This window comes from Mesorhizobium sp. WSM4809 (assembly GCF_055811655.1).
In genome coordinates this window covers 221,463-243,021 of the sequence record NZ_JBVVQW010000006.1, presented here as the reverse complement: position 1 = coordinate 243,021, position 21,559 = coordinate 221,463, and the positions used below count along the sequence as shown (strand labels likewise).

The following is a 21,559-nucleotide window of genomic DNA, read 5'->3' as shown; positions in this document are numbered from 1 at the left end:
CTTTTCTTGCCGCCGTAACGTTAGGGTACCTCGGCAAGACAGGGAGCAATGTCCAGGTGTCGCCCATCGTCACGGCCATTCTGGTGGCCAGCAATCTCGGGCTGATCTTTCTGTTGATGACCGTGCCGCTTGGTTTGCGCACGGTCCGTCTGACCCGTCTGGTGGCGATGGACCGTCAGCGCCTCTGGCAGGCGCTGTGGCCGCTCGGCAGCGATGCCGGCTGGTCCGGTGAGATCCTTTCCGCCGAGGCGCCGGACGGCGAGGGCGTGGCCCGCATGACGCTGTCGTGGGAAGGTCGCGACGGCAAGCCGATCGAACGCAGGTCGCGGTTTGAAGACGTCGTCGAAGGTATCAGCTTCTCGATGCGTGTCATCGAGGACACCGCGCTCGATGCTTCGTTCTGGAAGGACTTTTCCGAAACCGCCGAACTCGTTTCCGAGGGCAACGGCACGCGGGTGACGCTCAGCCAGACGGATCGCTATCGCGGCGTCGCCTTCCTGGTGTTCCGCTATTTCGCCCTGCGCCGCGAACTCTCCAAGCTGCAGCGCTGGGCGCGGACCGGGCAGTATCGCAAGGGCGGTTGGTTCGAGCATCCGCTCAGCCAGGTTGGCTTTGCCGGGCTTTCGGCGCTGATCCTGTGGCCATTCTTCGGCCTTCACTTCGGCGGTCTGGCACTGGCCGCGATCCTCACATCGGTGGTCGCCCTGCATGAGCTTGGCCATATGGCGGCGTTCCGGCTTATGGGCCACAACCGGGCACGGATGATCTTCATTCCGCTGCTCGGCGGCATCGCCATTGGCGGGCGGCCCTATGACAGCCGTTTCGAGGTGGCTTTCGTGGCGCTGATGGGCGCCGGCTTCTCCGCATTCCTGGTGCCGGTTGTGATCGCTGCCAGCACCTTGGCCGGCGCGGAAGGCCACCGGCTGGCGGCGGCCCTGCTGGCGACCCTGGCGGGCTTCGCCGCACTGTTCAACATCGCCAATCTGGTGCCGGTGTGGAAATTCGACGGCGGCCAGGTGCTGCGCCAGATCTGTCCGGGACCAGTCGGGCTGGCGCTGGCTTCCTTCTTCCTGCTCTCGGCTTTCCTGGCTGTCGGTTGGCAGGCCGGCTTTTCCTCCAACTTCCTGCTCGCGACGGGAGCGGTGTTTTCGATCCTCAGCCTGCTGACGATGAGCAGCGGGGTCAAGCCGCGTTACGAGCTGAAGCCGATCCGCACCATCGACCGGCTCGCCATGGCGGCGGCGTTGCTGGCAGTGTTCGCCATCCATGGCTATGGCGTATTGTGGGCCTCCGCCCAACTGATTTGAGCCGTACCGGATCCGGAAGAATCAGCCGGCCTTGCGCTCGGCTTCGACAGGCAAGACCGTGGCGGGACCGAACACATCCTCGAAGGCGGATTTCAGCGCCAGGTCAAGGTCGGCCATGGTCAGGGGAAGGCCGAGATCGACGAGGCTGGTGACGCCGTGGTCCTGCACGCCGCAAGGCACGATGCCGCTGAAATGGTCGAGGTCGGGCTCGACATTGATAGCGATGCCGTGAAAACTCACCCAACGCCGCAGCCGGATGCCTATGGCCGCGATCTTGTCCTCCGCCAGTGAGCCGTCCGGCAGGGCAGGGCGATCCGGCCGCACCACCCAGACGCCGACCCGGTCCTCGCGGCGCTCGCCATGCACGTTGAAGGCAGCGAGCGTGCCGATGATCCACTGTTCGAGCGCCGCGACGAAGGCGCGGACGTCCTCACGCCGCCGCTTCAGATCAAGCATGACATAGGCGACCCGCTGGCCCGGCCCATGATAGGTGTATTCGCCGCCGCGGCCGGCCGCAAATACCGGGAAGCGGCTGGCGTCGATCAGATCCTCGCCGCGAGCGCTGGTGCCGGCCGTGTAGAGCGGCGGGTGTTCGACCAGCCAGACCATTTCGCCGGCAGCGCCGCTGCGGATCGCCTCGGCGCGCGCCTCCATGAAGGCAAGTGCTTCGGGATAGGCGGTAAGGCCGGGCTCGATCAGCCATTCGACCGGTGCTGAACCGGGGAGCGGCAGGAACGACGTGGCGATCTGGCTGCGTTCGGGCATGGCGTATCGTCTTTTCGCTTATGCATGTCGCGTCCCAAAACCGCCTCGCACCTTTGGGTGACATCAACTTGCCTTCCATATGGCGATATCAGGCGCAAACGTCCAGTTCCGGCGCTGCGTTCGGACCCTGTGGAGCATTATGCCAATCGCCTGACATTATTGCTTGCCGTGCACTTGTTTCGCCGGAAACGATTTGCTACACGCCGCGAGCCGGTCGGTTCCGGCTCTACCACGTGCGGTCGTGGCGGAATTGGTAGACGCGCAGCGTTGAGGTCGCTGTGGGGCAACCCGTGGAAGTTCGAGTCTTCTCGACCGCACCATTTTCCTTCCCAGATCCCGATTGTGCAAGCTCCGCCCGCTGCGGGCCGGGCGCATTTCGTTTGATATTCCCGCGCTTTACGCCACTTTCTTTTTGAGCGTCGGATTCTCCCGAAACCGGTTTCCCCTTTGGGTCCGATGCTCTAGACCTGATTTGCACCTTTTCCGGGATTCTTGTGGCGGGAGGCGCTGGTGGAAGGCGAGCACGAACGGACGATTGGCGCCAGGGCCGCCGAGGAGCACCACGCCGACATCTATGGCGAGGACGGCGCCGTGCTTTCGTCCTTCCTGGCGCGGATTGGCGCGGCGATCGCCGACCGCGACACGCTGACCCTCAAGCATGAAGTCGACGACCTGCACCAGTCGGAACTCGGCGACCTGCTCGAGGCGCTGCATCCCGAACAGCGCCACGCGCTGGTCGAGCTCCTGGGCGCCGATTTCGACTTCTCCTCGCTGACCGAGGTCGACGAGGCGATCCGTATGGAGATCGTCGACAGTCTGCCCAATGCGCAGATCGCGCAGGCGGTACAGGAGCTCGATTCCGACGACGCCGTCTACATTCTCGAAGACCTCGAGAAGGAGGATCAGGACGAGATCCTGTCGCAGCTGCCGTTCACCGAGCGGATCAGGCTGCGCCGCTCGCTCGACTATCCCGAAGAGACGGCCGGCCGCCGCATGCAGACCGAGTTCGTCGCGGTGCCGCCGTTCTGGACGATCGGCCAGACCATCGACTACATGCGCGACGACCAGAATCTGCCCGAGCGCTTCAGCCAGATCTTCGTCATCGATCCGAGCTTCAAGCTGCTCGGCGCCATCGACCTCGACCAGATCCTGCGCACCAAGCGTTCGGTCAAGGTCGAGGAAGTGATGCACGAGACGCGGCACGCCATTCCGGCCACCATGGACCAGGAAGAGGCTGCACGGGAATTCGAGCAGTACGATCTTTTGTCGGCCGCAGTCGTCGACGAGAACGAACGGCTGGTTGGCGTTCTGACCATCGACGATGTTGTCGACGTCATACAGCAGGAGGCCGAAGAAGACTTGATGCGCATGGGCGGCGTCGGCGACGAGGAGCTTTCCGACAGCATCTTTTCGACCTCGCGCTCACGCGTTCCGTGGTTGCTGATCAACCTTCTGACCGCGTTCCTGGCGGCGTCGGTGATCAGCCTTTTCGACCGCACGATCGAACATATCGTCGCACTGGCGGTGCTGATGCCGATCGTCGCCGGCATGGGCGGCAATGCCGGCTCGCAAACCATGACCGTCACCGTGCGGGCGTTGGCGACCAGGGATCTCGACATCTACAATGCCGGCCGCATCATTCGCCGCGAGATGGGTGTCGGCTTCATCAACGGCATCGTCTTCGCCATCCTGATCGGCATCGTTGCGGCAGCCTGGTTCCGTGACCCCAACCTGGGCGGCATCATCGCGGCGGCGATGATCATCAACATGTTCGTGGCCGCCCTGGCCGGCATCCTGATCCCGCTGCTGCTCGATCGTTTCAAGGTCGATCCGGCGGTCGCTTCGGCAGTTTTTGTCACCACGGTTACCGACGTCGTCGGCTTCTTTGCATTTCTCGGCATTGCCACGTGGTGGTTCGGTGTGCCCTGAAGGCACGCCTTTTGGCTTAATTGACTTTTACGTAAATGCCGTGCGAGGCTTGCGCGGGGCGCCATGTCGATTCCGGCATGGCACGGGTTTTGGTTCGGGACATAAGGGTGACGCCGGCATGGCGATCGCCCCTTGGTTTCGGCGTGCGGGAGTGGCAATGCGAGAATATTATTCGATCACCGAGTTGACCCGCGAGTTCGACGTGTCGACGCGGACGCTTCGCTTTTACGAGGACGAAGGGCTGGTGCAGCCGGTGCGGCGTGGCCGCACGCGTCTGTTTCGCCCCTCCGACCGGCACCTCATCCGTCAGATCATGCGCGGCAAGAGGCTTGGCTTCTCGATCAACGAAATCCGCGAAATCATCCAGATGTACAAGGAGCCGCCCGGCGAAGTCGGCCAGCTCAACCTGATGATCAAGCGCATCGAGGAAAAGCGCGAGGATCTCCGGCAGAAGCGCCGCGATCTCGAGGAGACGCTGGCTGAACTCGACCAGGCCGAGGAATCTTGTGTGGAGCGGCTGGTTGAGCTTGGCGTGAATACCTGAGCGGACTGGATTCTGTCGCGCGTTAGCGTTCGGAATTAGCGGAGACGTCTATTCCTTCGTCATCCTAGGGCGGAGCAAGGAGCGTAGCGACGCGGCGCAGACCCTAGGATCCATGCCATGACTGCAATGCACCGCGACGGCGCAGAACTTTGCTCCGCTGCACTCCTCGACCGAGGTCACGGCATGGATCCTAGGGTCTCCGCGACGGAGCTGCGCTCCTGCTTCGCCCTAGGATGACGAAGTTCGCTAATCGCCGAAGTGTGCACCTGTCAAAACCTCTCCGCGATGGAAACCAGGGGCGCCAGCTCAGATCCAGCGGCGCACGCGTTTGGCGTAGTCGCGGTACTTCTTGCCGAATTTTGCCGCCAGCACCTTTTCCTCGCCTTCGATCGCCATTTTTTGCGTGACATAGGCGGCGATGAACGCGAGCGGCAGGAACCACACGATGCCCGAGACAAAGGCGACCCCGATCAACAGCAGGGTGTTGGCCAGATACATCGGATTGCGGGTGATGCCGAAGGGACCCGTGGTGACCAGGTGATCGGGCACAGCGTTCGGGTTCAGCGTGGTCTTGGCGCGGACCATGGTGCGGATCGCGGTGACCCAGAGCGCGGCGACGGCAAACAGCGCCACCCAGCCGGTGGCGAAAAGAATATCGCCCAGGAGGTCACCGATCCAGGGCAGGGGATAGAGCAGGCCCAGCGCGATGCTGATGGCGATGGCGGCGGTGTAGATCAGCGGCGGCCACGGTATGAGCCCCGGCTTAGGCTGGTTCTCGGTCATTTGACCCCTTCCTCCATCAACTTGCTGTCGGTCTTGGCGGTACACATGCCGGCGAGATCGGACAGATGCGTCTTCCATTCCGCAGTCTGGTCGTTGTTGTAGAGCCGATCAAGCGTTGCCTCGCCCTCGAGCGTATCGAGCATGCAGACACAGTAGCTCGTACAGAACTCGGTGTCGCGCGACTGCTCGCAGGACAGCTGGCAGGTTTTGAGGAAATTCACCTGCGGGGTTTCGACCTGTGCCGGCATGATCTGCGAGAACAGCCACATGCAGCCGATCAGCAATGGCTGGTGGATCAGGTAGAACGCCAGACTGTGCCGGCCGATGAAGACCAGCGGGTTGGCCAAGCGACCGGGCGCCAGATTGGCAAGCCGGGCAAGCAGGCCGGCACCGGCGGCGAGTTTCGTCACCGCGATGCCCGCAAGCACGGCGCCGAACCACGGAAACAGCGGAACGTAGTCGTTGGAGCGCGGATTGTTCGCCGACAGGCCTACCCACCACAGCCATGGGTGATCGAACGCCTCGAGGCGCAGATAGACAGGCGCCGCGATGACGAGCGCGGCGACGACAAGCGTCAGCAGTGCCGGCAGCCGCAGAAAGGCGAGGCCGAGTAGGCTGGCCAGCGCGATCTCGTGCAAGATGCCGAAGAAGATGAATCCATCCGGCGTGGCGATACGGGTGACGACCGATATCGCGATCGCGGCTCCCGCGACCATGGCGAACCGCTTCCAGAAGCCGTTCCAGCGGATTTGTCGGCCATGGGCGAGGTACAGGCTGACGCCGACCAGGAACAGGAAGGTCGAGGCGATGCAGCGCGCGTAGATCTTCCACCAGCCGAAGGCGGTCAGGCCGGGATCGGTGTAGCCGAAGAACTCCAGATCCCAGGTGAAATGGTAGCTCGCCATGGCGATCAGCGCGATGCCGCGCACGATGTCGATAGCGACGATGCGCTTTGGTCGATCCGGAACGGGTGCGGTCGGCGTTTGGATGCTCATGGTCTCGCATTCTGATTCAGCCCCGCTGGAGGACTATCACGGTTGCCCTGGACAAAAGAAGACCGGCAACTCTGCCGACAACCCGGGTCAGCCGCGGCATTGGGCCAGTGCAGGGAAGCCTTTGGCCGGCTTCGCTTTTGCCGGATGCGCGTCGGTTTCCTCTTATTGGCGCTGGGATCGCCAAGTCAGATTTGACCCGGTGAATCTGCTTCGGGGAAAGCAATGTCCACCCATGTGCGCCATCCGATCTGGCTGCCGGCTCTCAAGGCCGCGGACGCGCGCACCTTCGCGTCGCTCTATGCGGTCGAATCCTTCGCCCGCGCCACGGTGTCGAGCGTCATCCCGATCCAGGCCTACGAGATCCTGCACAACGAGCAGATCGTGTCGATGCTCTACACCGTGGTGGCGATGCTCGGGCTGTCGGTGACATTGTTCATGCCGATGCTGATCCGCCGTTTTGCCCGGCGCTGGGTCTACACATCAGGCGCCTGCCTGCTGGCCGTCGGCTCGCTGTTCTTCGTTACCGACACGCTTGCCGGGCAACTGGCCGGCATGCTGTGCCGGGTGATGGGCGCCAGCGCGCTGTCGATCACGCTCAACCTCTACATCATGGACCACATCCGCAAGACCGACTTCATGCAGGCCGAATCGCTGCGCATGGCGTGGTCGATGCTGGCCTGGACTGGTGGGCCGACGCTCGGCATCTTCCTCTACACGCGCTTCGGCATCTATGCCGCGCACGGTACGGTCGCGGTGTTCGCGTTTGCCCTGCTGGCGCTGTTCTGGACCTACCGCCTCGGCGACAACCAGTCTATTCGTCCGGGCAAGACACGGCCAGTCAATCCGCTCGCCAATATCGGCCGCTTCGTCGCGCAGCCCAGGCTCAGGCTGGCCTGGCTGATCGCTTTCGGGCGCTCCTGTTTCTGGACGACGTTCTTCGTCTATGGGCCGCTGTTCATGGTCATCACAGGCGAGGGCAAGCTGGCCGGCGGCCTGCTGGTTTCGGCCGGCAACGCGCTGTTGTTCATGGCGATTTTCTGGGGCAAGGCAGGAAAGCGCTTTGGTGGCCGCGGGACCATGACGTTTGCCTATTTCGCCATGTCGGCCGCGCTTTTGGCGGCGGGCTTCGTCGGCGAAACCGTGCCGCTGCTTACCGGCGCCTTCCTGCTCTGCGGTGCCTTCTTCACCATTGCGCTCGACGCCCTCGGCTCGACCGCCTTCATGCGCTCGGTGCGCTCCTATGAAAGATCTCAGATGGCAGCGGTCTACCGCACCTATCTCGACTTTTCCGAGTTGACGCCGCCGCTGGTCTATTCGGTGGCGCTGGCCGTCTTCGGCCTGGGCTCGGTGTTCGTCACGCTCGGTCTGCTGGCGGCGGTCTGCGGCTTTGTGACGTGGCGCTATCTGCCGAAATCACTTTGACCTTCATGGCGCATTCGCAATGGTCACCGGCGGAATTTGGTTTGCCGGAAGCAAGGATTCTGCCTATAGTCACCGGTGTCGCCGGTTCCATTTTGGAGCCAAGAGGGAATGCGGTGAGGGCGAATTTTGCCCAATGCCGTGGCTGCCCCCGCAACTGTGTGCGGTAGTCCTCTCCATATGCCACTGAAGATTTTCTTCGGGAAGGTGGGGAAGGACGCTGATCCGTGAGCCAGGAGACCTGCCGGCGACAGGAAACTGACTTCGATGCCCTCGGGTGGAGGGCGAAAGGACAAGACATGACTACCGCTTCCGTCTCCCTCGGCGCCTCCGTCTCCTCGCAGTCGCGCCTCATGCAGCTCGCGCTTGCCGCGTTGCTCGGCATTTTCGTGATGGGCTTTGTCGGCTTCTCGCATATCGATGCGGTCCACAATGCGGCTCACGACTATCGCCATTCGATGGCGTTTCCCTGCCACTGACGAGGGGCTGACATCATGAACCTGTTTCGCAACGTTGTGTTCATCGCGGCGATCGCAGGGCTCGTGGCCGGCGTCGTCCTCGCCTGCCTGCAGGCCTACGCCACCGTGCCGCTGATCCTGAAGGCGGAAGTCTACGAACAGGCGGGCGGCGGGCATCACCATGACCATGCCGCTCCGGCCGCAACGGATAGCAATGCCATGAGCACAACTGCACCGGCGGGAGATGCCATGAGCTCTGCTGCCCCGGCGGCGGAAGCCGCTCCGGCAGACGAAGGCTGGGCGCCGGCAGAGGGTTTCGAGCGTTTCGCCTTCAGCGTGCTTGCCAACATTGTCACCGGCATCGGCTTCGCCTTGATCCTGGTCGCGGTCTCCGAATTCGCCGGCGGCATCGGTGGCTGGCGCCAGGGCGTGTTCTGGGGCCTGGCCGGCTTCGCCGTGTTCACGCTGGCGCCTGGCCTCGGCCTGCCGCCGGAACTGCCGGCCATGCCGGCCGCCGATCTCACCCAGCGGCAGATCTGGTGGTGGGCAACGGTGGCGGCAACCGCCGCCGGTCTCGGCCTGATCGCGTTCCGCAAGTCGCTGCCGCTGGCGATCCTTGCCGTCCTGCTGATCGTCGCGCCGCATATTGTCGGTGCGCCGCAGCCCGGCAGTTACGAGACGGCGATTCCGGAAGGGCTGCATCACCAGTTCGTGGTGGCGGTGACCGTGACCAATCTGGTGTTCTGGCTGGTGCTCGGCGCGGTCGTCGGTGTGGTGCGTGGCCGCTTCACCGGCACCGCGACCAGCCTGCGCGACAGCTTTGCCTGATCGCAAGACACTGACCTTCCTCATCGGCGGTGCGCGCTCCGGCAAGAGCGCGCACGCCGAAATTTTGGCGACCGCCTTGCCGCCTCCCTGGATCTATGTCGCCACGGCGCAAGCCTATGATGACGAGATGCATGAACGCATCGCGTTGCACCGATCGCGGCGCGGCGAAGGCTGGACGACCATCGACGCACCGCTCGATCTCGCCGGTACGCTTGCCGCCTTGCCGGAGGATCGGCCGGTGCTTGTCGACTGCCTGACGCTGTGGCTGACCAACCACATGCTGGCTGAACACGATTTCGAGCTGGAATGCCGGCGATTGGCGGAGGTGCTGTCGCGGCCGCGCGGGCCATGGTTCGTGGTATCCAATGAAGTCGGCCAAGGTATCGTGCCGGACAATGCACTGGCGCGCCGGTTTCGCGATGCCGCCGGCCGGCTCAACCAGCAGGTCGCCGCCGTCGCCGACATGGTGCTGCTGATGGTGGCGGGGCTGCCGCTCAAGGTGAAATGACATGACCGACATCGACGATAAGGACGAAGAACGCCACCGCGCCAAGATGGCCAAGCGCAAGGCGGTGCAGGATGCCGAGGTGGCGAGCAAGACGGTCGAGAAGGGATTGCTGATCGTCAACACCGGTCCCGGCAAGGGCAAGACCACGGCTGCCTTCGGCCTGGCGCTGCGGATGCTCGGCTACGGCAAGCGCGTCGGCGTCGTCCAGTTCATCAAGGGCAAGTGGCACACCGGCGAGAAGGACGCCTTCGCCGCCTTCGGCGACCGCGTCGTCTGGCACGCGATGGGCGAGGGGTTCACCTGGGAAACGCAGGACCTGAAGCGCGACATCACCGCCGCCGAAGCCGCCTGGGCCAAGGTGCTCGAACTGATGGCCGATCCGTCGATCAGCCTGCTGGTGCTCGACGAACTGAACATTGCGCTGCGCTACGATTATCTCGACCTGGACAAAGTGGTTGTGGCGTTGAAGGCGCGGCGTGAGGGCCTGCATGTCGTGGTCACCGGCCGCAACGCCAAGCCGGCGCTGATTGAGGCCGCCGACCTCGTCACCGAAATGGGCGTGACCAAGCACCATTTTTCCGCAGGCGTGAAAGCGCAGCAGGGGATCGAGTTCTGAGCGTTTCTTACCCTCCCCACAAGGGGGAGGGTGAAGTAGATCACGCCACGATGACCATGACCGCGACCAACCCAAACAGCGCGATCAGCAGATAGTCGGCGACGCGATAGAGTTTCAGCGCTCGCCTTATGTCGACGCTGTCGGCCTCGCGCCGCCCACCTTCGCCCATGAAGACGTCGTCCACGAGCACGCCGCCGTAGCTGCGCGGCCCGGCGAGCGCCAGGCCGAGCGCACCGGCCATCGCCGCTTCCGGCCAGCCGGCATTGGGTGAGCGGTGTTTTTTCGCGTCGCGCCACACCGCATGCCAGGCATTTTTCGCATCAGCGCCTTTGACGAAGAACGCCGCCAGCACGATCAGCAGCGCCGTCAGCCGCGACGCCGGCAGATTGATCCAGTCGTCGAAGCGCGCCGCCGCCCAGCCGAAGGCCTCGTGGCGCGGGGTGCGGTGGCCGATCATCGAATCGGCGGTGTTGGCGGCCTTGTAGGCGGCGCCGCCGGCCAGGCCGCCGACGCCGGTCCAGAAGGCGGGGGCGACGATGCCGTCGGAGAAATTCTCAGCCAGGCTCTCGATCGCGGCGCGGCAGACGCCGGCCCTGTCGAGCGTTTCAGGGTCGCGGCCGACGATTCGCGAAACGGCAAGGCGGGCCAGAGCGAGGCCACCGGTGTCGAGCGCGTCCGCCACAGCCTCGACATGCTCATAGAGGCTCTTCTGCGACAGAAGCGACGTTGCCAGAAGGGCAGTGATGACCAGGCCCATGGGAACGAACCAGAACAGGATCTGCACGCCCAGGCCAATTATCGCCGGCACCAGCACGATGACCAGCAGCGCCTGGACACCACGCTTGCGACGCAGCGCGTCGGGATCAGTGGCGCGGTTGAGCCTGCGGTCGAGAAAGGATATCAGCCTGCCGAACCACGTCACCGGATGGCCGATGGCGCGAAACAGCCAGTCGGGGTAACCGAGGGCGAATTCGACGGCCAATGACAGGAAAGCGATCAGGACTGACATGAAGCTTCTTAATGGGGCGGTTGTGGACCATGGTGGAAGTCTTGGCCGCGCGAGGGCGCTTTTCCCCAACGCCCTGCTGCCATTCGTCGACCTCTCGACCGGTATCAATCCGCACTCCTACCCGCTTTTCGACCTGCCCGCCACCTCGCTGTCGCGGTTGCCGGAAGCCGCGCGCACGCGTGAGCTGACAGAGATCGCTGCCAGTGCCTATGGGGCGCCGTCGCCGGCCAACATCGTGGCGGCACCGGGCACGCAGATCCTGTTGCCGCGCGTCGCCTCGCTGATTACCCCCGGAAGGACGCTGGTGCTGGGTCCGACCTACGCCGAACATGCCCGCGCAGCAGTGATCGCCGGGCACGCGGTGACCGAGGTCGGCGATTTCGCTGACCTGGCGGACGCCGACCTTGCCATCATGGTCAATCCGAATAATCCGGATGGACGTGTCATCGAGCGCGACCGGTTGCTGGCTCTGGCTGCCGGATTGCGCGCCAAGGGCGGGCTGCTGGTTGTCGACGAGGCGTTCATGGATGTTGGGCCGCGCGAGCATAGCCTCTGCGGCGATGTCGGCCAGGGCGGCGTCGTCGTGCTGCGCTCGTTCGGCAAGTTCTTTGGTCTAGCCGGCCTGCGGCTCGGTTTTGCACTTTCCGATGCTGTGACGGTCGAACGGCTGGAAACACAATTCGGGCCATGGGCCGTTGCCGGCCCGGCGCTGGAATACGGCATTCGCGCGCTTGCCGACATCGACTGGCAGGACGCGATGCGGACGGCGCTGGCTGATGAATCGGCGCGCCTCGATGCGCTGTTCGGCCGCTTCGGTATTCCCGTTATGGGCGGCACCACGCTGTTCCGGTTTCTTCGCCTGCCGCATGCCGCCGATTTGTTTGCCGCGCTTGGCGAGCGCGGCATCCTGCTTCGCCATTTTGCCGATCGGCCTGACGTTCTGCGCGCCGGCCTGCCGGGGAGTGAGGAGGAATGGCAGCGGCTCGAGACCGTTCTTGCCGAATGGGCGTCGCGGCACGAGCATCAATCGAAGGGTTCGAAACAATGATCCATGTCTGCTCGCTGGCAAAGATCGAGGAAACGGTGGCCAGGAGCGGCGCCGACTGCATGCTGTCGCTGCTTGCCGCCGGAACGGCGGTGGTCCGGCCGGCCTCGATATCGAAAGAAAATCATCTGCATCTGGTCATGCATGACATCGCGGCGGCGCAGGACGGCATGACCATGCCGGGCGAGGAGCATGTCCGCAACCTGCTCGATTTCGCGCGCCGCTGGGACCGGGCAAGGCCGATGCTCGTGCATTGCTATGCCGGCATCAGCCGCTCGACGGCTTCGGCCTATATCATCGCGGCCGCATTGGCGCCGAAACGCGACGAGGCCGAATTGGCGCGGACGCTGCGGGCGCTGTCGCCCTCGGCAACACCCAATCCGCGACTGATCGCGGTGGCCGATGCGCTGCTTGATCGCAACGGCCGCATGATCGAGGCGATCGAATCGATCGGCCGCGGTGCGGATGCCTTTGAAGGCACGCCCTTCGCGCTGAGGATCGACGGGTAACTCCCCGAAGCCTTCCCACCTTCGTCATCCACGGGCGGAGCAGGAGCGAAGCTCCGTCGCGGAGACCCGAGGATCCATGCCGCGACATCAGCCGTAGAGTGCAACCGAGCAGAATTCTGCACCGTAGCAGCGCTTCGGAGTCCCGGCATGGATCCTGGGGTCTGCGCCGCGTCGCTTCGCTCCTTGCTTCGCCCCAGGATGACGAAGAAAAAAGGCTTCGGCTATTCTCAGAAGGGCACGATGTGCCATCTGACGGTCAGAGCATCTGTACCGAGCAACTATGCTACGTCAACCAGTCCGCGAGCTTCGCCTTGCTCACATCCCGCAGCAGGCTGATGAACCCGTCGGCCTGATATTCTGCCGTCAGCCGGCCCTTCTCCGCCGTCGCGATGCTGGCATCGCCGACGACGCCATTCGGGTTGAGATCGCCAGCGATCCAGGCAAAGGCGTGGGTGCCGGTGTGGCGCAGGAGCGAAAATTCGTTTTCGGCTTTGGCGACATTGGAAACGAAATTGTCGGCCTTGGCCATGTCGACGAGGTCCGGCCGGAAATGCAGCATCAGCGAGGTCTCGACATCGCCGCCATGGATGCCGTGGCGGTCCTCCAGTTCGGTGTACATGCCGGCCGGGCGGCCGAACCGTTGCCAGCTGGTTTTTACCGCCAGCATCTTTTCGCGCACGCGCAATTCGCGCGTGACGATGCCCATGATCTCCTCGTTGCCGCCATGCGAATTGACGACGATCAGCTTGCGCACACCGGCGCGCGCGATCGACAGGCCAAGCTCGGTCCAGGCTTCGATCAGCGTCGTTGCCGGCAGTGTGAGGGTGCCCGGCGCGTGAAGATGCTCGTTCGACTTGCCCACCGCCTGGACCGGCAGGATGCGGATGTCGAGATCGTCGGGCAGGCGCGAAATAACCGTGTCGAGCATGCCGTTCATGATCGAGGTGTCGGTTGAAACCGGCAGATGCGGGCCATGCTGCTCGATCGCCGCCACCGGCAGCACGGCGATCGTCGCCTCCGGATCGATCGAAGCATATTCGGTGGTCCGGTAGTCGCCCCACCACACGCGTTTTTTCGCAACGGTCATGTCATGCCTCTTCAATGGTCAGGCAGACCTAGCGCGGGACGGGCGGCCTGTCGATCACCCCGCCGCTAGGGCCTCGATTTCGACCTTGAATTCGGGCCGGGCAAAGCCGGAAACGATCATCAGCGTCGAGGCCGGCGCGGGGCTGGAAAACAGCCGGTCGCGGACATCCATATAGGGCCGCAGATGCGCGCGGTCGGTGACATAAGCATTGATGCGCACGATATCCCTGAGACCCAGGCCGGCTTCGCCGAGAATCGCCGCGATGTTTTGAAAGCAGAGCTCGGCCTGCGCACCGGCGTCTTCGGGGATCTGGTCGTCAGCGGTGATGGCGACCTGGCCCGAGCACAGCACCAGCCGCTTGCCGGGCGGCACCTCGACGCCGTGGCTGTAGCGGGCAAAGGGCGGCTTGATCGACTTCGGGGTGAGGAATTTGAACATGGCAATCTCCGGTTTGGCCATAGCCTAAGGCTTGATCCATTGCACCTTCAAGATGGCGGTGCATGTTGCCCGAGCGATTGTGGACAGGCGTTCAAAAAATAGGCACGATGCCTTCCGTACAGCATGACCCGTCCGCCTTTGGCATAGCAATGCCGTTCAAGCGGGCGGTCCCGGCGCGTGACGCCGGTGGCATGTGTCTTGCTTCTTGAATCTTTGGTGTCGAGCCTGGCGCGTGGCGCGCCGGAGCAAACAAAGGGTGGTGTCGATGTACGGAAAACAGAAGATCTCGGTGGCGGTTGTGGCCTTGCTTGCAGCCAGCACGCTGGGTGCGGCTGCGAATGAAAAAGTCACCTTCGGCACCAACTGGTTGGCCGAGCCGGAACATGGCGGATATTATCAGTCCGTGGCGGACGGCACCTACGCTGCCTGCGGCCTCGACGTCACCATCATGCAGGGCGGTCCGCAGGTCAGCGGCCGGCCGATGCTGCTGGCCGGCAAGATCGATTTCTACATGGGCGGTAATCTGCTGTCGGCCTTCGATGCCGTCCAGCAAGGCATTCCGATGCGCGTGGTGGCGGCGGATTTCCAGAAGGACCCGCAGGTCATCATGTCCCACCCCGGCGAGGGGCTCGACAAATGGGAGGACCTGAAGAGCGCCGACCAGTACATATTGGGCGACGAGGGCGTGCAGACCTTCTTCCAGTGGATGGTCATCGAACTCGGCTTCGACGCCTCCAAGCGCGCGCCCTACACCTACAACACCGCTCCTTTCCTCGCCAACAAGAAGTCGATCCAGCAGGGCTACGTCACCTCCGAGCCTTTCGCGGTCAAGAAGGAAGGCGGCTTCGTGCCGAACCAGTTCCTGCTTGCCGACTATGGCTGGGACACCTACTCGACGACGATTGAGGTGATGCAGGACACGATCGACAAGAAGCCGGAGGTGGTCCAGTGCTTCGTCGATGGCTCCGCCAAGGGCTGGTACAAATATCTCTACGGCGACAACAAGGCCGCCAACGACATGATCAAGAAAGACAATCCCGACATGAGCGACGAGCAGATCGCGTTCTCGATCGAGCAGATGAAGAAGTTCGGCCTGGCCGATTCCGGCGACACCGAGAAGCTCGGCATCGGCGCCATGACCGACGAGCGGATCAAGAGTTTCTACGACAAGATGGTCAAGGCCAAGGTCACACCCGACGGCATCGACATCAAGAAGGCCTACACGCTAACCTTCATCAACAAAGGCGTCGGGCTCGAGCTGAAGAAATAGACCGGTCCCGGCATGATAAGGGAAAAGGTGGCGCCAGCGCCGGCCTCGGATGTTGCATCGACATTGCTGGCGCTGAGGGGCGTCGGCAAGGTCTTCTCCAACGGCGTGCCGGCGCTCAGCGATGTCAATCTGACGATCCGGGAAGGCGATTTCCTCAGCCTGCTCGGGCCGTCGGGGTGCGGCAAGTCGACTGCATTGCGGCTGATCGCCGGCCTGTCGACGCCGACCTCCGGCGTGCTCGACTGGCGCGGCGGCGGCTCCCTTGATCGTTCGAACATCGGTTTCGTCTTCCAGGAGCCGACGCTGCTGCCTTGGGCCAATGTCTTCGACAATGTCTGGCTGCCGCTTCGGCTGAAAGGCATCAGCCGAGCCAAGGCCGCGCCAGCGGTCACTGAAATGCTGGCGCGGGTTCACCTGACCGGTTTCGAAGACGCGGTGCCGCGCGAACTGTCCGGCGGCATGAAGATGCGCGTCTCGATCGCACGCGCCATGGTGACCAAACCGCGCGTGCTGCTGATGGACGAGCCGTTCGCCGCACTCGACGAGATCACCCGCTTCAAGCTCAACAACGATCTCCTGGAACTGTGGCAGGACGAACGCTTCACCGTCGTCTTCGTCACCCACAGCGTCTTTGAAAGCGTGTTCCTCTCCAACCGCGTCGTCGTCATGGCGGCGCGGCCGGGCAGGGTGTTCGACGAACTCGCCATCGAGGCCTCCTATCCGCGCGACGAGGCGTTTCGCACCTCGCCCCACTATGCGGCCCTCTGCCGGCAGGCCTCCGACGTGCTGGTCAAGGCCATTAATTCAACAGCAGGCGCGCATCATGACGGCCATTGACGAGCACGTGCTCGAACTCGACCCCGAGGAAGCGCGCCGCGTGCGCCAGGAGCGGTTCGAACGGATCGGCCGCTGGGTGCTGCCGCTGGCGATCATGATCCTGGCGATCTGGCTGTGGGATCGCATCTGCGTCTGGAACGAGATTCCGCAGTACATCCTGCCGCGCCCGGGCGTGGTGCTGTGGACGCTCTATAGCGATGCCGGCCTGCTGTTTTCCTCGCTGCTGGTCACCTTGCGCATCACGTTCCTCAGCCTGGCTCTGGCCGTCATCGGCGGGGTCGGGCTGGCGGTGCTGTTTGCGCAATCGAAATGGGTGGAGATGTCGTTCTTCCCCTTCGCCATCGTGCTGCAGGTGACGCCGATCGTGGCGATCTTTCCGCTGATCAACATCTATGTGAACGACCAGACGACCAAGCTTCTGCTGTGCGCCTGGATCGTCGCCTTCTTTCCGATCCTGTCCAACACCACGCTTGGCCTCAACTCCGTCGACCGCAATCTGCGCGACATGTTCAAGCTCAACGGCGCGACGCGCTGGCAGCAACTGCGCTATCTCAGGCTACCGGCGGCGATGCCCTATTTCCTCGGCGGGCTGAAGATCGCCGGAGGCCTGTCGCTGATCGGCGCCGTGGTGGCCGAGTTCGTCGCCGGCACCACCGGCCAGTCGTCCGGCCTCGCCTCGCGCATCATCGAGGCCGGCTACCGGCTCAACGCGCCGCGGCTGTTCGCGGCGCTGTTCCTGATCTCGCTGACCGGCATTTTGATCTTCCTCGTGCTGTCGCTGATTTCGCATCTCATTTTGCGACGCTGGCACGAAAGCGCACTGAAGCAGGAGCGCTAGGATGACTGAAAGGTTGGCGCGAAGCGCCCCCCTCTGTCCTGCCGGGCATCTCCCCCTCAAGGGGGGAGATTGGCTGTTGTCACGACCTTCGCCAATCTCCAACGTTGAAAAAAAAGAGCCGGCGCGGACGCTGCCAATCTTCCCCCTTGAGGGGGAGAGGTCCGGCAGGACAGAGGGGGGCAGGCCTTGATACCAGCCTCCGGCTCTTATCAGCTCGCTAACGTCCGTGTTCATCAATCACTGACGTCGGGCCTTACTGCAACTTACGATAATAACGGTTTCGCGCTGGCCGACATTGCCGTCGCCGACGGCAAGGTCTCCAGCATTGCAGCGCATGACCGATCGAAAGCGCCTGCCGATGCGATCGACCTCGCCGGCCGTATAATCCTGCCATGCTTCGTCGACTGCCACACGCATATCGACAAGGGCCATATCTGGCCGCGAAAGCCCAATCCTGACGGCACGTTCTTGGGCGCGTTGAATGCCGCCGGTGCCGATCGCGTGGCACGCTGGAGGGCCGAGGATTTGGCACGGCGGATGGATTTTTCACTGCGCTGCGCCTACGCGCATGGCACCAGGGCGCTGCGCACCCACATCGACAGCGTCGCGCCGCAGGAGGAAATCTCCTGGCCAGTGTTCGAGACGATGCGCGAGGAATGGCGCGGCCGTATCGAATTGCAGGGCGCCTGTTTGCTCGGCATCGAAGGCGTGCGTGACAAAAAGTGGTTCGACAGGCTGGCAAAGAGGGTTGCCGCGGCGAAGGGCGTGCTCGGTGTCGTCACCTATATGGTGCCGGACCTCGAAGAACTGCTCGACCATGTCTTCGCGCAAGCCATCAAGCATGGCCTCGATCTCGATTTCCATGCCGACGAGACCGACGATATCTCCGCCATATCGCTGAAGAAGATCGCCGAAGCCGCTCTCTGGAGCGGTTTCGAAGGCAACATCCTCGTCGGCCATTGCTGCTCGCTCGCGCGCCAGCCGGACCTCGATGTGCTCGATACGCTGGACAAAGTGGCGAAGGCCGGGCTCGCCGTCGTCTCGCTGCCGATGTGCAATCTCTATCTGCAGGACCGGCGCGGCGACCAAACCACGCCGCGCTGGCGCGGTGTGACGCTGCTGCACGAGATGAAGGCGAGGGGCATTCCGGTGGCAGTCGCTTCCGACAACACGCGTGATCCCTTCTACGCCTATGGCGATCTCGACATGCTGGAGGTCTACCGCATGGCGACGCGCATCCTGCATTTGGACCATCCGGTCGCCGACTGGCCGCAAGCGGTCACCGCGACGCCGGCCAAGGTGATGCGGCTTGATGGCTTCGGCACGCTTGCCGCCGGCGGCGATGCCGATTTCATCGTGTTCAAAGGCCGAAGCTGGACGGAATTGCTCTCGCGACCCGAATCAGATCGCATCGTGGTGCGCGGCGGCAAGGCGATCGACCGGCAATTGCCCGACTATGCCGAACTCGACGAACTGATGGTGGGATAATGGACGTTTCGGCGCTCAAACGCGATCTTGACGGGCTCAAGGTCGACGACAACCCGGCCATCGTCCAGCAGAAGAGCCGTGACTTCTACTGGTACAGCCCGGTGCTGAAGCAGCAACTGGACCATGTCACCGGCGATCTGATCGTGACGCCAAGGAACGAGGCCGAACTGATCCGCGTGCTTGCCGCCTGTCACCGCCATGGCGTGCCGGTGACGCCGCGCGGCAGCGGCACCGGCAATTACGGCCAGGCGATGCCGCTCTCCGGCGGGGTCGTGCTCAACCTTGCCGAGATGAACGAGATCAAGTCGATCGCGCCAGGTCGCGTTGTGAGCGGACCGGGGGCCATCCTGGCCGATATCGACAAGGCAACGCGGGCGCATTCCGGGCAGGAACTGCGGCTGTCGCCGTCCACCTACAACACCGCTTCGATCGGCGGCTTCATCGCCGGCGGTTCGGGCGGCGTCGGTTCGATCAATTTCGGCGGCCTGCGCGATTTCGGCAATGTGCTGCGCCTGCGTGTGGTGACCATGGAGGCCGAACCGAAAGCGCTCGAACTCACCGGCGAGGATCTGCACAAGGTCACCCACGCCTATGGCACCAACGGCATCATATCGGAGGTCGAGATGCCGCTGACCGCGGCCTATGAATGGATCGATGTCATCGTCGGCTTCGACGCTTTCATGGATGTCGCCCGGTATGGCAATGCGCTGGCCTGCCAGGACGGTATCCTGACCAAGCTGATCACGCCGATAGCCGCACCCGTGCCGCAACTCTATTTCAAGCGGCATCAAAAGTTCCTGAAACAGGGGCAAAGCATTTGCGTCGTCATGGTGGCGCGGCACGGGCTGGACGCTTTCCTGGCCTTCACCCGCCGTGCCGGTGGCGAGGTGATCTACAATGCGGCCACGGCGACGCCGGACGAGAAAAAGGGCCTGCCGCCGGCCTATGAATTGGCCTGGAACCACACCACGCTGAGAGCGCTGCGCGTCGACCCTTCGATCACCTATCTGCAGTCGCTCTACCCCTTTCCCAACCAGCTGGCGCTGGTCGAGAAGATGGATGCGATGTTTCCCGGCGAGGTTTTTTCGCATCTGGAATTCGTACGGCTGGACGGCAACATCACCTGCTTCGGCCTGCCGCTGGTCAAGTTCACCACCGAAGCACGGCTCGACGAGATCGTGCGTCTGCATGAGGAGAATGGCTGCCCGATCTTCAACCCGCATCGCTACACGCTGGAAGAGGGCGGCATGAAGCAGACCGACGCGGTGCAGCTCGCTTTCAAGCGCGAGACCGATCCGCAAGGGCTCCTCAACCCCGGCAAGATGATCGCCTGGGAGAACCCGGACTATGATTATCGTTCGGGCCGGACATTCCTTTTCAAGGGGCTGCAGAGGGCAAGCTGATGACCAGCGTGTGGCGCTGCACCCCCCTCTGGCCTGCCGGCCATCTCCCCCTCAAGGGGGGAGATCAGATTGCCGCGCTGCTTTCGCTAACTATCAACGTCGCAGATAGGCAGCAACGCGGAAACCGCCAATCTCCCCCCTTGAGGGGGAGATGCCCGGCAGGGCAGAGGGGGGTGCCTCGCGCTGACCTGCAGGATGTCCTCCGATGAACATCCTCGTCCTTTACGCCCATCCGGTCGAGACCAGCTTCAATGCCGGCCTGCACCGCATGATCGTAGAGCGGCTGACAGCGGCGGGCCATGCGGTGGACGACTGCGATCTCTATGCCGAAGCGTTCGATCCGCGGATGACGCGCGATGAACGGCTGAACTATCATAACCAGCGCGGCGCCGCTGACGCTGCCGCGCCTTATGTCGAACGCCTGCTGCGCGCCGATGCGCTGGTGCTTTCCTATCCGGTCTGGAACTACGGCTTTCCAGCGATCCTGAAAGGCTTTTTCGATCGCGTCTTCCTGCCCGGCGTGTCGTTCAAATTGGTCGACGGCAAGGCGCAGCCGTCGCTGCACAACATACGCAAGGTTGCCGCGGTGACCACCTATGGCGGCAGCCGGTTCCGCGCCATGCTGATGGGCGATCCGCCACGCAAGCTGATCAAGCGCATGCTGCGCGCCACCGTAAAACCGGGCGCGCCTGTGAGCTACCTCGCGCACTACGCGATGAACCTGTCTACCGACCAAACGCGCAAGGCTTTCACGACCAAGGTCGCGGCCAGCATGGACGCCTTCTGATGCGTGCGCTGGTGGTCTACTGCCATCCGGTGCCGGACAGCTTCTGTGCAGCAATTCGCGACACTGCCATCGACGTGCTGATGCGACGAGGCTGGGAGGTGCGGCTGCTCGACCTCTACGCCGAGAAATTCGATCCGGTGATGGGCTGCGACGAGCGGCGCTCCTACAACGACCAGTCGCCGCAGGACCCGGCACTGAAGCCGCATTTCGAACTGCTCAACTGGGCCGAGGCGATCCTGTTCGTCTATCCGACATGGTGGTACGGACTGCCGGCGATGCTGAAGGGCTGGCTCGACCGGGTGTGGGCGACGGACGTCGCCTTCAAGCTGCCGGCCGGCAAGGGGCGGATCAAGTCGCTGATGACGCATGTGACCAAGGTCGGCGTCATCACAACCTGCGGCGCGCCGACCTGGTGGAGCGTCGTCGTCGGCCAGCCGGGACGCAAGACCCTGCTGCGCGGCATGCGGGCGCTGTGCGCGACGCGCTGCCGGACGTTTTTCCTGGCGCACTATTTGATGGATGCCTCGACGCCGGCAACGCGGGCGGCGTTTCTGGCGAAGGTGCGGGCGAAGTTGGAGCGGTTTTAGGGAATTAGCGTCCTTCTCCCCGTTTACGGGGAGAAGATGCCGGCAGGCAGATGAGGGGCAGCACGAACATTGCAGAGGTTGGCGCCGCCCCTCATCCGGCCCTTCGGGC

General features: G+C 63.5%; 23 protein-coding genes, 1 tRNA gene and 1 riboswitch. Of the genes, 18 read left to right on the top strand and 6 right to left on the bottom strand.

Annotation, left to right across the window (positions count from 1 at the left end; genetic code table 11):
• Positions 1-56: 56 nt before the first annotated feature.
• On the top strand, positions 57-1,307 hold the full coding sequence (locus AC0L24_RS17745; RefSeq protein ID WP_292337631.1) for a site-2 protease family protein: 1,251 nt from the start codon (positions 57-59) through the stop codon (positions 1,305-1,307).
• 21 nt (positions 1,308-1,328) lie between these two features.
• On the opposite strand, the gene lipB is transcribed toward AC0L24_RS17745, so the two are convergent.
• Positions 1,329-2,072 (bottom strand): lipoyl(octanoyl) transferase LipB, encoded by a 744-nt coding sequence (gene lipB / locus AC0L24_RS17740; protein WP_127810086.1) that lies wholly within the window; start codon positions 2,070-2,072, stop codon positions 1,329-1,331.
• Positions 2,073-2,307: 235 nt separating this feature from the next.
• On the opposite strand from lipB, the gene AC0L24_RS17735 reads away from it, so the two are divergent.
• The 3 genes from AC0L24_RS17735 (at position 2,308) to AC0L24_RS17725 (ending at position 4,545) form a co-directional block, all read left to right on the top strand.
• A tRNA-Leu gene (locus tag AC0L24_RS17735) sits at positions 2,308-2,392 on the top strand.
• A 190-nt stretch (positions 2,393-2,582) separates the two neighbouring features.
• Complete coding sequence (gene mgtE / locus AC0L24_RS17730; protein WP_127382185.1) at positions 2,583-4,001, top strand: magnesium transporter; 1,419 nt, start codon at positions 2,583-2,585, stop codon at positions 3,999-4,001.
• Between the two features lie 157 nt (positions 4,002-4,158).
• Complete coding sequence (locus AC0L24_RS17725) at positions 4,159-4,545, top strand: MerR family transcriptional regulator (RefSeq protein ID WP_023685221.1); 387 nt, start codon at positions 4,159-4,161, stop codon at positions 4,543-4,545.
• A gap of 306 nt (positions 4,546-4,851) precedes the next feature.
• Here the strand turns inward: AC0L24_RS17725 and AC0L24_RS17720 are convergent, their stop codons facing one another.
• Both AC0L24_RS17720 and AC0L24_RS17715 read right to left on the bottom strand, forming a co-directional pair.
• Entirely contained in the window at positions 4,852-5,328 is a 477-nt protein-coding gene (locus AC0L24_RS17720; RefSeq protein WP_127398844.1) for a methyltransferase family protein, read from the bottom strand.
• Positions 5,325-6,323, bottom strand: a complete 999-nt coding sequence (locus AC0L24_RS17715; RefSeq protein ID WP_292680089.1) for a heparan-alpha-glucosaminide N-acetyltransferase — start codon at positions 6,321-6,323, stop codon at positions 5,325-5,327. The genes AC0L24_RS17720 and AC0L24_RS17715 overlap by 4 nt, the downstream gene beginning before the upstream one ends.
• Before the next feature lie 222 nt (positions 6,324-6,545).
• Here AC0L24_RS17715 and AC0L24_RS17710 point away from each other — a divergent pair, with 222 nt between their 5' ends.
• The 5 genes from AC0L24_RS17710 to cobO all read left to right on the top strand — a co-directional run bounded on the left by AC0L24_RS17710 (position 6,546) and on the right by cobO (position 10,152).
• On the top strand, positions 6,546-7,745 hold the full coding sequence (locus tag AC0L24_RS17710; protein ID WP_128364077.1) for an MFS transporter: 1,200 nt from the start codon (positions 6,546-6,548) through the stop codon (positions 7,743-7,745).
• A gap of 65 nt (positions 7,746-7,810) precedes the next feature.
• Positions 7,811-8,005, top strand: a riboswitch (cobalamin riboswitch).
• A gap of 36 nt (positions 8,006-8,041) precedes the next feature.
• Positions 8,042-8,221, top strand: coding sequence for a CbtB domain-containing protein (locus AC0L24_RS17705; RefSeq protein WP_127322049.1), 180 nt, complete (start codon positions 8,042-8,044; stop codon positions 8,219-8,221).
• A 15-nt stretch (positions 8,222-8,236) separates the two neighbouring features.
• Complete coding sequence (locus tag AC0L24_RS17700; RefSeq protein ID WP_128364076.1) at positions 8,237-9,028, top strand: CbtA family protein; 792 nt, start codon at positions 8,237-8,239, stop codon at positions 9,026-9,028.
• Positions 9,021-9,536, top strand: a complete 516-nt coding sequence (gene cobU / locus AC0L24_RS17695) for a bifunctional adenosylcobinamide kinase/adenosylcobinamide-phosphate guanylyltransferase (RefSeq protein ID WP_292134854.1) — start codon at positions 9,021-9,023, stop codon at positions 9,534-9,536. Before AC0L24_RS17700 ends, cobU begins: the two co-directional genes overlap by 8 nt.
• A 1-nt stretch (position 9,537) precedes the next feature.
• Positions 9,538-10,152: a cob(I)yrinic acid a,c-diamide adenosyltransferase gene (gene cobO / locus AC0L24_RS17690; protein ID WP_127810139.1), complete on the top strand. Its 615-nt coding sequence runs from the start codon at positions 9,538-9,540 to the stop codon at positions 10,150-10,152.
• A 40-nt stretch (positions 10,153-10,192) separates the two neighbouring features.
• Here cobO and cbiB read toward each other — a convergent pair whose 3' ends face one another.
• On the bottom strand, positions 10,193-11,161 hold the full coding sequence (gene cbiB, locus AC0L24_RS17685; protein ID WP_127271548.1) for an adenosylcobinamide-phosphate synthase CbiB: 969 nt from the start codon (positions 11,159-11,161) through the stop codon (positions 10,193-10,195).
• Between cbiB and cobD the strand changes: the two genes are divergently transcribed.
• Both cobD and AC0L24_RS17675 read left to right on the top strand, forming a co-directional pair.
• Positions 11,160-12,209 (top strand): threonine-phosphate decarboxylase CobD, encoded by a 1,050-nt coding sequence (cobD, locus tag AC0L24_RS17680; protein WP_127810140.1) that lies wholly within the window; start codon positions 11,160-11,162, stop codon positions 12,207-12,209. The two genes, cbiB and cobD, sit on opposite strands and share 2 nt — an antisense overlap.
• Positions 12,206-12,715, top strand: coding sequence for a tyrosine phosphatase family protein (locus AC0L24_RS17675; protein ID WP_127810141.1), 510 nt, complete (start codon positions 12,206-12,208; stop codon positions 12,713-12,715). Before cobD ends, AC0L24_RS17675 begins: the two co-directional genes overlap by 4 nt.
• A 283-nt stretch (positions 12,716-12,998) precedes the next feature.
• Here AC0L24_RS17675 and AC0L24_RS17670 read toward each other — a convergent pair whose 3' ends face one another.
• Together AC0L24_RS17670 and AC0L24_RS17665 are read right to left on the bottom strand one after the other, a co-directional pair.
• On the bottom strand, positions 12,999-13,802 hold the full coding sequence (locus AC0L24_RS17670) for a creatininase family protein (protein ID WP_127810142.1): 804 nt from the start codon (positions 13,800-13,802) through the stop codon (positions 12,999-13,001).
• 54 nt (positions 13,803-13,856) lie between these two features.
• Positions 13,857-14,240 (bottom strand): RidA family protein, encoded by a 384-nt coding sequence (locus AC0L24_RS17665; RefSeq protein ID WP_127416023.1) that lies wholly within the window; start codon positions 14,238-14,240, stop codon positions 13,857-13,859.
• A gap of 265 nt (positions 14,241-14,505) precedes the next feature.
• On the opposite strand from AC0L24_RS17665, the gene AC0L24_RS17660 reads away from it, so the two are divergent.
• The 7 genes from AC0L24_RS17660 (at position 14,506) to AC0L24_RS17630 (ending at position 21,450) form a co-directional block, all read left to right on the top strand.
• Positions 14,506-15,510 carry an ABC transporter substrate-binding protein gene (locus AC0L24_RS17660; RefSeq protein WP_127810143.1) on the top strand — a complete coding sequence of 335 codons (1,005 nt, stop codon included), beginning with the start codon at positions 14,506-14,508 and terminating at the stop codon, positions 15,508-15,510.
• A 12-nt stretch (positions 15,511-15,522) separates the two neighbouring features.
• On the top strand, positions 15,523-16,347 hold the full coding sequence (locus AC0L24_RS17655) for an ABC transporter ATP-binding protein (protein ID WP_127810144.1): 825 nt from the start codon (positions 15,523-15,525) through the stop codon (positions 16,345-16,347).
• A complete protein-coding gene (locus AC0L24_RS17650; protein WP_127397312.1) occupies positions 16,334-17,185 on the top strand; it encodes an ABC transporter permease in 852 nt (283 codons plus the stop codon). Before AC0L24_RS17655 ends, AC0L24_RS17650 begins: the two co-directional genes overlap by 14 nt.
• 186 nt (positions 17,186-17,371) lie before the next feature.
• A complete protein-coding gene (locus AC0L24_RS17645) occupies positions 17,372-18,673 on the top strand; it encodes a cytosine deaminase (RefSeq protein ID WP_127810146.1) in 1,302 nt (433 codons plus the stop codon).
• A complete protein-coding gene (locus tag AC0L24_RS17640; RefSeq protein WP_292680109.1) occupies positions 18,673-20,076 on the top strand; it encodes an FAD-binding oxidoreductase in 1,404 nt (467 codons plus the stop codon). Before AC0L24_RS17645 ends, AC0L24_RS17640 begins: the two co-directional genes overlap by 1 nt.
• 205 nt (positions 20,077-20,281) lie before the next feature.
• Positions 20,282-20,863: an NAD(P)H-dependent oxidoreductase gene (locus tag AC0L24_RS17635; RefSeq protein WP_164895588.1), complete on the top strand. Its 582-nt coding sequence runs from the start codon at positions 20,282-20,284 to the stop codon at positions 20,861-20,863.
• Positions 20,863-21,450: an NAD(P)H-dependent oxidoreductase gene (locus AC0L24_RS17630; RefSeq protein WP_127810149.1), complete on the top strand. Its 588-nt coding sequence runs from the start codon at positions 20,863-20,865 to the stop codon at positions 21,448-21,450. Before AC0L24_RS17635 ends, AC0L24_RS17630 begins: the two co-directional genes overlap by 1 nt.
• Positions 21,451-21,559: the final 109 nt, after the last annotated feature.

Bases quoted from the DNA above. Each gene is read 5' to 3' on its own strand.
- lipB (WP_127810086.1), bottom strand. From the start codon at position 2,072: ATGCCCGAACGCAGCCAGATCGCCACGTCGTTCCTGCCGCTCCCCGGT.
- AC0L24_RS17725 (WP_023685221.1), top strand. From the start codon at position 4,159: ATGCGAGAATATTATTCGATCACCGAGTTGACCCGCGAGTTCGACGTG.
- AC0L24_RS17720 (WP_127398844.1), bottom strand. From the start codon at position 5,328: ATGACCGAGAACCAGCCTAAGCCGGGGCTCATACCGTGGCCGCCGCTG.
- AC0L24_RS17715 (WP_292680089.1), bottom strand. From the start codon at position 6,323: ATGAGCATCCAAACGCCGACCGCACCCGTTCCGGATCGACCAAAGCGC.
- AC0L24_RS17710 (WP_128364077.1), top strand. From the start codon at position 6,546: ATGTCCACCCATGTGCGCCATCCGATCTGGCTGCCGGCTCTCAAGGCC.
- AC0L24_RS17705 (WP_127322049.1), top strand. From the start codon at position 8,042: ATGACTACCGCTTCCGTCTCCCTCGGCGCCTCCGTCTCCTCGCAGTCG.
- AC0L24_RS17700 (WP_128364076.1), top strand. From the start codon at position 8,237: ATGAACCTGTTTCGCAACGTTGTGTTCATCGCGGCGATCGCAGGGCTC.
- cobO (WP_127810139.1), top strand. From the start codon at position 9,538: ATGACCGACATCGACGATAAGGACGAAGAACGCCACCGCGCCAAGATG.
- cobD (WP_127810140.1), top strand. From the start codon at position 11,160: ATGAAGCTTCTTAATGGGGCGGTTGTGGACCATGGTGGAAGTCTTGGC.
- cbiB (WP_127271548.1), bottom strand. From the start codon at position 11,161: ATGTCAGTCCTGATCGCTTTCCTGTCATTGGCCGTCGAATTCGCCCTC.
- AC0L24_RS17675 (WP_127810141.1), top strand. From the start codon at position 12,206: ATGATCCATGTCTGCTCGCTGGCAAAGATCGAGGAAACGGTGGCCAGG.
- AC0L24_RS17670 (WP_127810142.1), bottom strand. From the start codon at position 13,802: ATGACCGTTGCGAAAAAACGCGTGTGGTGGGGCGACTACCGGACCACC.
- AC0L24_RS17665 (WP_127416023.1), bottom strand. From the start codon at position 14,240: ATGTTCAAATTCCTCACCCCGAAGTCGATCAAGCCGCCCTTTGCCCGC.
- AC0L24_RS17660 (WP_127810143.1), top strand. From the start codon at position 14,506: ATGTACGGAAAACAGAAGATCTCGGTGGCGGTTGTGGCCTTGCTTGCA.
- AC0L24_RS17655 (WP_127810144.1), top strand. From the start codon at position 15,523: ATGATAAGGGAAAAGGTGGCGCCAGCGCCGGCCTCGGATGTTGCATCG.
- AC0L24_RS17650 (WP_127397312.1), top strand. From the start codon at position 16,334: ATGACGGCCATTGACGAGCACGTGCTCGAACTCGACCCCGAGGAAGCG.
- AC0L24_RS17640 (WP_292680109.1), top strand. From the start codon at position 18,673: ATGGACGTTTCGGCGCTCAAACGCGATCTTGACGGGCTCAAGGTCGAC.
- AC0L24_RS17635 (WP_164895588.1), top strand. From the start codon at position 20,282: ATGAACATCCTCGTCCTTTACGCCCATCCGGTCGAGACCAGCTTCAAT.
- AC0L24_RS17630 (WP_127810149.1), top strand. From the start codon at position 20,863: ATGCGTGCGCTGGTGGTCTACTGCCATCCGGTGCCGGACAGCTTCTGT.